We start from the raw sequence: 11889 nt of genomic DNA on the forward strand, positions 1-11889 counted from the left end.
GTTTTGACTACCCCCGGGGGTATCTGTGATACTCGGTGGGGTATCCAGCCCATCCCTTCCGAGAGGCATCAATGACTTCCCCTTCAAAAGCAACCGCCGTTAAAGCGCTTGCCCCCGAAACCCTCCGGTCCTGGTTCACGGAGCACCAGGACCTCGTGGTCATCGACGTGCGCTCCGCCGCCGAATTCGAGTCCATGCACATCCGCGGCTCCTACAACGTGCCGCTGCCGCTGCTCTCGGAGCACACCGATGAGCTCGCCGCCCGGCTGGGTTCACGCGTGGTCCTGGTCTGCCAGTCCGGCGTCCGCGCCGAGCAGGCCCGGCAGCGGATGGCCACCGTCGGCCTCGACACCGCCTACGTCCTCACCGGCGGCGTTCCGGGCTTCGCCGCCGCGGGCGGCGACGTGGTCAAGGGCAAGGACCGCTGGGACCTGGAGCGCCAGGTCCGCCTGGCCGCCGGCTCCCTGGTGATGCTGGGCCTGGTGGGCGGCAAGTTCGTCTCCCCCAAGGTCCGCATGCTTGCCGGCGCCATCGGAACCGGCCTGACGTTCTCGGCCGCAACCAACACCTGCGCCATGGGCAAGGCCCTTTCGGCCATGCCGTGGAACAAGGCCGCCAAGGAGCCCACCCGCGAAAGCGCCATCCTCCAGCTTCCCGTTCCGGCAGCAGAAGAGGACGCCGCGGCATGATTCCGGCCCTGGGCCTGGGGCTTGTCGTCGGCATCGTCCTGGGCGTCGTGGGCGGCGGCGGCTCCATCATCGCCGTTCCGGCCCTGGTGTACGGCGTGGGCATGAGCCCCGCCCAGGCGATTCCGACGTCGCTGCTGGTGGTGGGCGTATCCTCGCTCACGGCCCTGCTCCCCAGGATCCGGGAGGGCCTGAACTGGCCCGTGATCGCCCTGGTCGGCGGCGCCGGGATTCCGGCGGCCTGGGCCGGCGCGGCCGTGGGCAAGCTGCTGGACCCGAACCTCCTGATGCTGGCGTTCGCCGGAATCATGGTGGCCGCAGGCATCCGGATGCTGATGAAACCCCGTGAAACCGAAGGGTCCTGCAGCACGGGGCCGCACCGGGCGTTCCGCTCCTGCGCCCCGAAGGCCGTAGGCGTTGGCCTGCTCGTCGGGTTCCTCACCGGGCTGCTCGGCGTGGGCGGCGGCTTCCTCATCACCCCGGCGCTGACCATCTTCCTGGGCCTGCGCATGAAGCAGGCCGTCGGAACGTCACTGGCAATCATCGTGGTCAACTCCGCTGCCGGCTTCAGCGCCCACGCCGCCGGCTACACCGTCGACTGGGCCACCACCCTGGCGTTCGCGGTCCCGGCAATCCTGGGATCCGTCGTCGCCGCGCGGCTGGCCCGCCGCCTGCATGACAAGCACATCCGCATCTCATTCGCGGTACTCATCTTCGCCGTCGCGGCATGGGTCACCGCCGGCACGGTCACCGCCTGACCCACCAAGAGGAGAACACCATGGGACTCATCGATTCCCTCAAAAAAGCCTTCAGCAAGCCCTACAAGACGGTATCCGTGGCGCAGGCCAAGGAACTCCTGGGCTCGGGGGCCACCCTGATCGACGTCAGGTCAGCCCAGGAATGGCGGACCGGCCGGGCGCCGCAGGCCAAGCACGTCCCCCTGGACCGGCTGCAGGCCAGCACCGCCGGGATCCAGAAGACCCGCCCCGTGATCGCCGTCTGCGCCTCCGGAGTACGGTCCGCCTCAGCAGCACGCCTCCTGGCCGCCAAGGGGTACGACGCCTACTCGGTACGCGGCGGCATGGCCGCATGGCGCCACGCCGGCGAGCCCGTCCGCTAGGCAAGCAACACCACCCGGCAACCCAGCCGAAACCACTTCAAAGGAGAACCACCATGGCTGAAATCACCATCACCGAAACCGACCAGCGCCGCTCCACCGCCCGGATCCTTGACGTCCGCGAGGACTTCGAAGTCGCCGAAGGGATGATCCCCGGCGCATTGCACATCCCCATGGGCGAGCTGCAGGCCCGCTTGTCCGAACTGGACCCGGCCGTGCCCGTGATCGCCATTTGCCGCAGCGGCAACCGCAGTGCCGCCGTCGCTGAAGCCCTCAACGGCGTCGGCTACAAGGCGGACACCATGGCCGGCGGCATGACCGCGTGGACCCGCGCCGGACTCCCCACCACCTAGGCCCTGCCGCATGTTCGCCCCACCTACGGCGCCGCCGCCGAACGCCACCCGGACATCACCTTCGCCAAGGTGGACACCGAAGCCGAACAGGCCCTCGCCGCCGCAGCAAACATCACCTCCATCCCCACCCTGATGGCCTTCAAGGACAAGACCCTCGTCTTCTCCCAGCCTGGAGCACTCAACGCCACCGGCCTCGAGGAAGTCATCCAGGCCGTCAAGAACCTGGACATGGACAAACTACGCGCCGAAGCCGGCCACCAGCACGCCTGAGCCAACGGCGGCCACATCAGTTCCCCTCGTTGCGTTATACCCCGGGGGGTATCTATACTTGATTCAGAACCCCTCCATCCCCTTTCACCCGAAGGAGAGCACCAGATGCTTATCGAACGCATTTACGACGAAGACCTGGCCCAAGCCAGCTACCTGATCGGCTGCCAGGCCAAGGGTGAAGCCATCGTGGTAGACGGCCGCCGCGACATCGCCGTCTACCAGGAACTCGCCGCGAAAAACGGCATGAAGATCGTGGCCGTCACCGAGACCCACATCCACGCCGACTACCTCTCCGGCACCCGCGAACTTGCCGCTGCCACCGGCGCCAGGATCTACGTCTCCGGCGAGGGCGGCCCGGACTGGCAGTACGAATTCGACGGCGAGCGGCTGTACGACGGCGACACCATCACCCTGGGCAACATCACCATCAAGGCGGTCCACACCCCGGGCCACACCCCGGAGCACCTGTCCTTCCTGGTGACCGACGGCGCGTTCAGCAACCAGCCCGGCTACCTGCTCTCAGGCGACTTCGTGTTCTCCGGCGACCTGGGCCGGCCTGACCTGCTGGACGAAGCAGCCGGCGGCGTGGACACCCGCTTCGTGGGCGCCAGGCAGCTCTTCGCCAGCCTGCGCGACAAGTTCCTGACCCTGCCGGATTACGTCCAGGTCCACCCCGCGCACGGCGCGGGCAGCGCCTGCGGCAAGGCCCTCGGCGCCATCCCGTCCTCCACCGTGGGCTACGAACGCCTCTACGCCTGGTGGGGCCCGTACCTCGCCGCCAATGACGAGCAGGGCTTCATCGATGAACTCCTGGACGGCCAGCCCGACGCCCACGCCTACTTCGGCCGCATGAAGCGCGAAAACCGCGTGGGGCCGGCCGTCATGGGCGAACGCGCTCCGCTGAAGGAACTGGACGCCGCCGTCGTGGCCAATGGCCTGGCGGAGGACACGCTGACCTTCATCGACACCCGTTCCAATGACGAAGTCCACCGCGGCACGGTGGCCCGGTCCCTGAACGTCCCCGCCGGGAAGTCCGTGGCCAGCTACGGCGCCTGGGTGGTCAACCCGGAAACGGACAAGAACCCGCTGGTGCTCCTTGCCAAGGACCGGGACCAGGCCCAGGACATGTGGGACCATCTGGTCCGGGTGGGCATCGACAACGTGGCCGGCTACGTCACCGGCATGGACGGCCTGCCCACCTTCACTCCCAAGCTGATCCAGCCGGAGGAACTCGGGAAGTTCGACGCCGCGATGCTCCTGGACGTCCGCAACAAGACCGAGTACAAGGCCGGGCATGTCCCGGGCGCGTACCAGCTCAGCGGCGGCCGCCTCATGTGGCACCTGGATGAACTGCCGGCCGGCGTCACCATCGTGTCCTACTGCCAGTCGGGCGTCCGGAACTCCGTCGCCGCCAGCGCCCTGCGCCGGGCCGGGTACGACGTCGTCGAACTCGATGGCAGCTACGCCGCCTGGAACGCCTGGCAGAACAGCGTCCCCGCCGCCTAGCCACTCCACCCAAGACCACCCGGGCAGGACCCCCCTCCTGCCCGGGTTCAGGTCCGGGCGCGTCCCCCGCGCGTCCGGACCCGGCCCGGGCGTGCCCCCGCACGCCCGGGCCACCTTACGTCCCCACGAACGGAGCACCCCATGCCGGGCAGGACCCTCCCCCGCCATGCCACCGGAACAGCCGGTGCCGTGCTGGGCCTGCGGCAGAACCTGGCGCAGTTCATGCTGCTGGTGGCTGTCAACGCGCTGGTGGGCGGCACCCTGGGCCAGGAACGCACCGTCCTGCCCCTGCTCGCATCCCGGACGTTCCATCTGGACCTGTACACGGGCGCGCTGACCTACATCCTGGCCTTCGGCCTGTCCAAGGCCGCGACGAACTACTTCGCCGGCACGCTCTCGGACAGGTACGGCCGGAAACCCGTCCTCGTGGCGGGCTGGCTGGTGGCAGTGCCCGTACCGCTGATGCTCATCTTCGCCCAGTCCTGGGGCTGGATCGTGGCGGCCAACGTGCTGCTGGGCATCAGCCAGGGCCTCACCTGGTCCACGGCCGTGATCATGAAGATGGACCTCGTCGGCCCCAGGCAGCGTGGCCTGGCCATGGGATTCAACGAGGCGGCGGGCTACCTGGGCGTGGCCGCCACCGCGCTGGCCACCGGCTACCTGGCAACTGCCTACGGCCTCCGCCCGGCCCCGTTCCTGCTGGGTGCCGCGTTCATTGCCCTGGGACTGGGCCTGACTGTCGTGGCTGTCCGGGAGACCCAACACCATGCCATGGCTGAGGCCTCACAACACGTCGGCGTCCACAGCAACGCCCATGCCGGCCTCTCCACGGGCCAGGTGTTTACCCTCACCAGCTTCAGGGACCGATCCCTTTCGGCAGCCAGCCAGGCCGGCCTGGTCAACAACCTCAACGACGGCCTGGCCTGGGGCCTCTTCCCCGTCCTGTTCGCCGGCGCAGGCCTGGACCTCGGCCAGATCGGCATCCTGGCGGCCGCGTACCCCGCCGCCTGGGGTGCCGCCCAGCTGGCCACCGGCGCCGCGTCGGACCGGTGGGGACGGAAATGGTTCATCGCGGCCGGCATGCTGGTGCAGGCCGTGGCACTGGGAGTGGTCGCATCAGCGCACAGCTTCGGGCCGTGGCTCGCCGCCGCCGTCGTGCTGGGCCTCGGTACCGCCATGGTCTACCCCACCCTGCTGGCCGCCATCGGAGACGTGGCCCACCCGGCCTGGCGGGCCCGCTCCGTGGGGGTCTACCGGCTGTGGCGCGACGGCGGATTCGCCGTCGGTGCCCTCCTCTCGGGTGTCCTCGCCGACTTCTACGGCATCCCCGCCGCGATCGCCGCCGTCGCGATCCTTACCGCAGCCTCCGGCGCCGTGGTTGCCGTCCGGATGCGGGGCAGCGACCACGCCACGGGATAAAGCCGGCCGTTAGCCGCCGGGGGCAACGAACCGCCGGATCTCCGCCGCCATCCGCCCGGACTGCGTCCAGTGGAGGTAATGACCGCCCTCAAGGGGCAGCACCTGGTGCCGCGTGATGTTCCTCAGCAGGTCTTCAGCCGCGGCCGTTTTAGTGGCTGTCCTGTCATTCTGTTCATCAGCGATGAAGGCCAGGACCGGAAGGTCTGCGGGGTATGTGACGCCGCGGAGCGCCGCAGCGTTGTTTGCGATGCGGGCCGTTTCATCGGCCACCGCGGAGTTGCCGAAGTTCCAGATCATCATGGTTCGCATCCGCTTCAGCTCTTCGTCGGAATAGGCGTTGCTGTCCGGATCGAAGAGGCCCGGCGCCACGGCGGCAACGTCGCGGACCAGCCCCGTTGCGGCCACCAGCTTCGCCCAGTTGATGCCGGGCTGCGGCTCCTCCACCGGATGGTCCCCCGGTTTGGGAATTGTCGCGTCGATGCCCACCACCGCTGAGACTTCCGGGCGGTAACGGTTGGCATAGTCCAGCAGGTAGAACCCGGCGATAGAGTGGCCGGCCAGGACATAGGGCTGCCGGACCTGGAGCTTTGACAGGACCTCATGGAGCTCGTTGCTGATGTTCTCATTGGTCCGCGCGCTGGCCTCCATGTCGCTGTAGCCATAGCCGAACCCTTCCACCACGATCACATCGAAGTCGCCGAGTTCGCGGATCAACGGGGTGAAGTCCAGGCCGGGCGCGGCGGTTCCCAGGCCGCTGAGCAGGATGAGAGGCGGGCCCTGATGTGCTGCCGCGTTTCCATTGCGGACCACATTCAACGATCCCCCGGCCACCGCCACCCGCTCACCGTAGCCGGGCATGGTTGCCTTCTCCTGCGCCTCCAGGGCCGCGTTGGCCATCGCCGAGACCAGGACCAGCCCCAGGACAACCAGCGCCGCGATCCCCAGGCGGCGGCCCCAACGGCGGCGCTTCTTCCGGGTATTCACCCGTGCCCTGCCAGGTACGTGACCAGGCCGTCCACGGTGGCTACCGCAGGGTAGTCGGCCTCCGGGATGTCCACTCCCGTGCTCTCCGCGATGACCTCCACCAGGCGGAGGAAATCCAGCGAGTCCAGTTCCAGGTCCTGGCGCAGCCTGGCGCTGCCCTCCAGGTCCTCGGGCCCCACGTCGGGCGCCACTTTGCCGATGGCGGCCTCCACCGCCTGGCGCGCATCCTGTTCGTTCATGGCTCCTCCTCCGTCCGGCTCCCGCTGCTCACAACTTTTCCGGCGCCTGCAGCAGTTCGTCGATGCGGGCCAGGAAACGCCCGCCGCGCAGCCCGTCACTGACCCGGTGGTCCGCGGACAGGGTGGCGATGGCGGCGTGCCGGATGCCGAGCATCCCGTTGTGCGCCCACGGCTGCTCCAGCACCTTGCCGAAGCCCACCATGGCCACCTGCGGCGGGTAGATCACCCCGTACACGCTTTCCACGCCGAGGTCCCCGAGGTTGGTCACTGTGATGGTGGGATCGGCCATCTCCGCGCGCTGAAGCCGCCCCGCCCTGGCCCGGCCGACCAGGTCCCGCAGCTGGTCCATCAGCTGGTCCAGGCTAAGGGTGTCCGCGTGGTGCACCGCCGGGGCCACGATCCCGCCGTGCCGCAGGGCAACGGCGACGCCCAGGTGCACAGCACTGCTGGGATGGAACGCGCCCTTGGTGAAGAACCCGTTCATGTCCGGTTCTTCCTTCGCCGCCAGCGCGGTGGCCTTCAGCAGCAGGGCCGACGGCACCAGCCGCGATGACACGGGGCGCTGCTGGTTCGCCGCCTGCATCCACGCCATCGCCGCCGCCAGGTCCAGGGTGGTGGACAGGTAGTAGTGCGGAATTTCCTTCTTGGAGCGGGACATCAGCGCGCCGATGGCCTGCCGCAGGCTTTCCGCCTTGCCGCCGGCCGCCGTCGTCCGCTTCCGCCCGGGTTGCTCCTCCTCCGGGGTTCCGCGCGGCGCTTCGACGGTTGGGGCTTCCACCGGTTGGGCTTCCGACGGCGGTGCTGCCGCGGGCTTTTCCGCACCGGCTTCCTTAGCTGGCCGTCCCCGGGGCGGAACGGCGGCGAGCACGTCCTCCTCGGTGACCGCACCGCCCGGGCCCGTCCCCGTGACCGCGGACAGCTGGACGCCGAGTTCGGCGGCAAGCCGCCGTGCCAGCGGCGACGACCGGACCCGGTGCGTTTCGGGTGCTGTTGCCGGCTCCGGCGCCCGGGTGCTGGGCGCCGCAGCGGCGCGTTCGACGTCGGCCCTGGTCACCTCGCCGTCCGTGCCGCTGCCGCTGATGCGTCCGACGTCGACCCCCAGCGTGTGCGCAAGGTGCCGGACCGGGGGTGCTGCCTTTGCCTCGCGGTCCGCGGGCGGGGCTGGCGGGAGTTCGGCGGGCGTGGCGGTGATCCGGGCGATTGGGGTGCCCACGTCCACGGTGTCGCCGATGTCCACCAGGAACTCGGCCAGCACGCCTTCCTGGAACGACTCGATGTCCATCACGGTCTTGTCGGTGTCCACGGCCGCCACCAGGTCACCCTTGTGGATGTAGTCCCCGGGCTTGACCAGCCATTCCACCACCTTGCCGTGTTCCATGTCCGCGCCCAGGGACGGCATCCGGAACTCAGCCACCGGCGCCCACGGCCCTTCGCGCGGCGGCCATGACCCGCTCCACGGACGGCAGCGCGGCCTGCTCCAGGTGCTTGGCGTACGGGACAGGGACCTCCAGGCTGCACACCCGCTCCACCGGCGCGTCCAGGTCGAAGAAGGCCTGCTCGGCGATCCTGGCCGCGATCTCGGCCGAGATGCTGCCGCTGCGCCAGCCTTCGTCCACCACCACGGCGCGGTGCGTCTTTTCCACGCTGGCGAGGACGGTGTGCATGTCCAGCGGGCGGAGGGAGCGGAGGTCGATGACGTCGGCGTCGATCCCTTCCCCGGCCAGCTGACCGGCCGCGTCCAGCACCATGGGCAGGGTGCCGCCGTAGGTGATGAGCGTCAGGCCCTGCCCGCCGCCGTTCCCTTGCCGCAGGACTGCCGCCTTGTCGATGTCCACGGCGCCGGCATCGTCGTCGAGCTCGCCGGCCATGTTGTACAGGGAACCGTGCTCGAAGATCAGCACCGGGTCCGGGTCCTGCAGCGCGGTCCAGAGCATACCGCGGGCGTCGGCCAGGGTGGCCGGGGCAAGGATGCGCAGCCCCGGAATGTGGGCATACCAGCCCTCCAGGCTGTGCGAGTGCTGGGCCCCGAGCTGACGGCCGGCGCCGGTGGTCATCCGGATGACGATGGGCACGTTGAACTGGCCGCCGGACATGTGCAGCAGGGTGGCCGCGTTGTTGATGATCTGGTCCAGCGCCAGCAGGCTGAAGTTGACGGTCATGATCTCGACGACGGGCCTCATCCCGCCCAGCGCAGACCCGATCCCTGCCCCCACGAAGCCGGACTCGGACAGCGGGGTATCGCGGATCCGTTCCGGCCCGAATTCCTCCAGCAGCCCCAGGCTCACGGCGAAACTGCCGCCGTACCGGCCCACGTCCTCGCCCATCAGGAACACCCGTTCGTCCCGCTGCATGGCCTCGCGCAGCGCGGCACGCATGGCCTCCCGGTAGGTGGTTTTCATCCTTCCGCCCTGCCTTTCCCGGCCCCGTCGCCGGCACTGACATCGCCACTGTCACTCTCCGCCCGGTCGCTGTACACGAACCGCGCCAGTTCGGACACCGGTTCCGGCGTCCCGTTCTCGGCGAACCCGACGGCGGTGCTGATCTCCGCGTCCACGTCCGCCGTAAGTGCGGCCCAGTCCTTCTCCGGCAGCCGTCCCGCCGCCCGCATGGCACCCTGCAGCAGGCTGATGGGGTCCCGTTCCATCCACTGCGCCACCTCGGCTTTCTCCCGGTACAGCTCCGGATCGAACATGGAGTGGGCGCGGAAGCGGTACGTGCGCAGTTCCAGGAAGTGCGGGCCGCCGCCGGACCGGACGGCGTCCACGGCACGCCTGGCTGCTTCCTCGACCGCGAGCACGTCCATGCCGTCCACGGCCCAGGCGGGGATTTCATACCCGGCGGCCTTGAGCGCGATGTCCGTCTGGGACTCGGAACGGCCCAGCGCGGTTCCCATGGCGTAAAGGTTGTTTTCGCAGCAGAACAGCACCGGCAGCTGCCACAGCGCTGCCAGGTTCATGCTTTCGTGGAACTCGCCTTCGGCCACCGCGCCTTCGCCGAAGAAGCAGACGGTGACCCGCTGGCGCCCGGACATCCGGTCCGCGAGCGCCAGGCCGACGGCAAGCGGCAGACCCCCTGCCACGATCGCGTTTCCGCCGTAGAAGCGGGTGGCGGCGTCGAAGAGGTGCATGGATCCGCCGCGGCCGCGGCAGCATCCCTCCGCGTGGCCGTACATTTCGGCCAGAATGGCTCCGGCGGAGACGCCGCGAAGGAGGGCGTGCCCGTGTTCCCGGTAGGTGGCCACCACGGCATCCCCGGGTGCCAGGGTTTCCATTACCCCGGCCGCCACGGCTTCCTCGCCGATGTAGACGTGCAGGAAGCCGCGGATTTTGGCGGCGCTGTACAGCTCGATGCATTTTTCCTCGAGCCGGCGCACCCGCAGCATCTGCCGCAGCAGGTGGAGGGCATGCTCCGCGTCCGGGACGGCCTGGTTCTTGAGGGTACTCACGGCTGGTCCTTCAGTGTCATGGCCGGTCCTGCCGGTGATTCCAGTGTTGAGGTGTCGCCTTCGGGCAGCCCCAGCTCGCGGGATTTGAGGAGCCGCCGCAGGATCTTGCCGCTGCGGGTCTTGGGCAGGGTGGCGGTGAAGTCGAGCAGCCGGGGTGCCACGGCGGCGCCCAGGCGTTTCCGCGCGAACCCGATGATGTCAAGCTGCAGCTCCTCCGTGGGCTCGTTGCCAGGCTTGAGCTCCACGAAGGCCTTGACCACTTCGCCGGCCACGGGGTCCGGCACGCCGATCACGCCCGCTTCGGCGACGGCCGGGTGCTCCATCAGGCAGCTTTCCACTTCGAAGGGCCCGATCAGGTGGCCGGAGGACTTGATCACGTCGTCGCCGCGGCCCACGAACCAGAAGTAGCCGTCGCCGTCGCGCTTTGCCAGGTCCCCGGTGAGGTACCAGCCGCCGGCGAAGCACCGCCGGTACCGTTCCTCCTCGTTGAGGTAGCCGCGGAACATGGACGGCCAGCCGGGCCGCAGCGCCAGCTCCCCCATGGCGTCCGGCTCGGTGACCAGGACCGCCTGGCCGTCCCGGAGCACGGGCTTGCCGTCGGCGTCCCGGGCCACCAGGGCGGCCTCGATGCCGGGCAGTGGCCGGCCCATGGAGCCCGGACGGATGTCCATGGCGGGGTAGTTGGCGATCATGATCCCGCCCGTTTCGGTCTGCCACCAGTTGTCGTGCACCGGCAGGCCCAGCACGTCCTGGCCCCACACCACTGCCTCGGGGTTCAGCGGCTCCCCCACGCTGGCGATGAAGCGCAACGCGGAGAGGTCATGGCCGGCGGCTCGTTCCGCGCCTGCCTTCATGAGCATCCGCAGGGCCGTGGGGGCGGTGTACCAGACGGTGACGCGCTGCTCCGCGAGGATGCGGTACCAGCGGTCGGCGTCCAGCTCCTCCTCGTCCACGATGGCGGTGACCCCGTGCACCAGCGGCGCGATGATGCCGTAGGACGTGCCGGTCACCCAGCCGGGATCGGCGGTGCACCAGTAGATGTCATCGGGGTGCAGGTCCAGCGCGTAGAGGCCGGTGGCATAGTGGGCCGCGACGGCGCCATGGACATGGATGGCGCCCTTGGGCGTGCCCGTGGTGCCGCTGGTGAAGTGCAGCAGGGCCATGTCCTCCGGCTGGGTGTCCGCGACCGCGTCGATTGGGTCAGCCCCAGCCAGGAGCCGGGCCAGGTCCAGGGTTCCCGGTTCGGGGCTGCCGTCCGCGTCCACCAGCAGGACGTGGCGGAGTTCGGGAAGGGTGTCCCGGAGCGGCGCAACCTTTTTGCGGTAGAGCGTTTTGGTGGTCACCAGTACCCGGCCGGCCCCCAGGTGCAGCCGCTGCCGGACAGGCCCGGGGCCAAAGGCGGAAAAGAGCGGGCAGAAGACGCTGCCGTTCTTGAAGGTGCCCAGCACGGCCGCGTACAGCCCGGGGCTGCGGCCCAGGAGCGAGAAGACCCGCTCGCCCCGCCCCACCCCAAGGCTTCGAAGTACGGCGGCGAACCTGTTGGTCTGGTCCGCAAGGTCGCCGTAGCTCATGGACCGGGTGCCGCCGTCGGCCTGCACAAAGCGCAGGGCTTCCTTGCCGCCGCGGCCTTCCGCCACGTGGCGGTCAACGGCCTCGTAGGCAATGTTGAGGCCGCGGCCGCCGGGCAGCCCGGCCAGCGCCTGCCGTGCCTGGTCCCAGCTGAAGTCCCGCCGGGCGGCATCATAATCGGCCAAATTGGGCTGGACCGGGAAGGCTGCCACGTCCTTGGTGATGGCAGGCCAGCGCGTGGACCCCTCGATTCCGGTGGCCATGGTGCTCCTCTGGTCCATCATGTTCCTTTGTTATGGGT

Annotated in this window: 12 protein-coding genes and 1 pseudogene; 7 read left to right on the plus strand and 6 right to left on the minus strand. The window is 69.3% G+C overall.

The features are described 5' to 3' along the window. The first annotated feature begins 71 nt into the window (after positions 1 to 71). The 7 genes and pseudogenes from LDO86_RS15795 to LDO86_RS15825 all read left to right on the plus strand — a co-directional run bounded on the left by LDO86_RS15795 (position 72) and on the right by LDO86_RS15825 (position 5351). Positions 72 to 689 (plus strand): rhodanese-like domain-containing protein, encoded by a 618-nt coding sequence (locus LDO86_RS15795; RefSeq protein WP_018768794.1) that lies wholly within the window; start codon positions 72 to 74, stop codon positions 687 to 689. Then, positions 686 to 1444, plus strand: a complete 759-nt coding sequence (locus LDO86_RS15800; protein ID WP_018768795.1) for a sulfite exporter TauE/SafE family protein — start codon at positions 686 to 688, stop codon at positions 1442 to 1444. Before LDO86_RS15795 ends, LDO86_RS15800 begins: the two co-directional genes overlap by 4 nt. A 20-nt stretch (positions 1445 to 1464) precedes the next feature. Then, positions 1465 to 1806 (plus strand): rhodanese-like domain-containing protein, encoded by a 342-nt coding sequence (locus LDO86_RS15805; protein ID WP_018768796.1) that lies wholly within the window; start codon positions 1465 to 1467, stop codon positions 1804 to 1806. 53 nt (positions 1807 to 1859) lie between these two features. Continuing rightward, positions 1860 to 2156: a rhodanese-like domain-containing protein gene (locus LDO86_RS15810; protein WP_018768797.1), complete on the plus strand. Its 297-nt coding sequence runs from the start codon at positions 1860 to 1862 to the stop codon at positions 2154 to 2156. An 18-nt stretch (positions 2157 to 2174) separates the two neighbouring features. Next, positions 2175 to 2426, plus strand: a pseudogene (locus tag LDO86_RS15815) (thioredoxin family protein); the annotation flags it as partial. 105 nt (positions 2427 to 2531) lie between these two features. Continuing rightward, a complete protein-coding gene (locus tag LDO86_RS15820; RefSeq protein WP_018768799.1) occupies positions 2532 to 3932 on the plus strand; it encodes an MBL fold metallo-hydrolase in 1401 nt (466 codons plus the stop codon). A 141-nt stretch (positions 3933 to 4073) separates the two neighbouring features. Continuing rightward, a complete protein-coding gene (locus LDO86_RS15825) occupies positions 4074 to 5351 on the plus strand; it encodes an MFS transporter (protein ID WP_018768800.1) in 1278 nt (425 codons plus the stop codon). A gap of 9 nt (positions 5352 to 5360) precedes the next feature. Here the strand turns inward: LDO86_RS15825 and LDO86_RS15830 are convergent, their stop codons facing one another. From LDO86_RS15830 to acsA, 6 genes are read right to left on the minus strand one after another with little or no spacing between them, the layout of a single operon-like run. Beyond that, entirely contained in the window at positions 5361 to 6335 is a 975-nt protein-coding gene (locus LDO86_RS15830; protein ID WP_018768801.1) for an alpha/beta fold hydrolase, read from the minus strand. Next, positions 6332 to 6574, minus strand: a complete 243-nt coding sequence (locus LDO86_RS15835) for a phosphopantetheine-binding protein (RefSeq protein WP_018768802.1) — start codon at positions 6572 to 6574, stop codon at positions 6332 to 6334. The genes LDO86_RS15830 and LDO86_RS15835 overlap by 4 nt, the downstream gene beginning before the upstream one ends. Before the next feature lie 28 nt (positions 6575 to 6602). Continuing rightward, positions 6603 to 7988: a dihydrolipoamide acetyltransferase family protein gene (locus LDO86_RS15840; RefSeq protein WP_018768803.1), complete on the minus strand. Its 1386-nt coding sequence runs from the start codon at positions 7986 to 7988 to the stop codon at positions 6603 to 6605. Next, the gene (locus LDO86_RS15845) at positions 7981 to 8973 is read right to left on the minus strand and encodes an alpha-ketoacid dehydrogenase subunit beta (protein ID WP_018768804.1); all 993 of its coding nucleotides are present in this window, start codon (positions 8971 to 8973) and stop codon (positions 7981 to 7983) included. Before LDO86_RS15845 ends, LDO86_RS15840 begins: the two co-directional genes overlap by 8 nt. Then, on the minus strand, positions 8970 to 10019 hold the full coding sequence (pdhA, locus tag LDO86_RS15850) for a pyruvate dehydrogenase (acetyl-transferring) E1 component subunit alpha (protein ID WP_018768805.1): 1050 nt from the start codon (positions 10017 to 10019) through the stop codon (positions 8970 to 8972). The genes LDO86_RS15845 and pdhA overlap by 4 nt, the downstream gene beginning before the upstream one ends. Beyond that, on the minus strand, positions 10016 to 11851 hold the full coding sequence (acsA, locus tag LDO86_RS15855; RefSeq protein ID WP_043424860.1) for an acetate--CoA ligase: 1836 nt from the start codon (positions 11849 to 11851) through the stop codon (positions 10016 to 10018). The genes pdhA and acsA overlap by 4 nt, the downstream gene beginning before the upstream one ends. Between the last annotated feature and the right edge of the window lie 38 nt (positions 11852 to 11889).

The organism is Arthrobacter sp. StoSoilB19 (assembly GCF_019977275.1).
Taxonomy (GTDB): Bacteria; Actinomycetota; Actinomycetes; order Actinomycetales; family Micrococcaceae; genus Arthrobacter.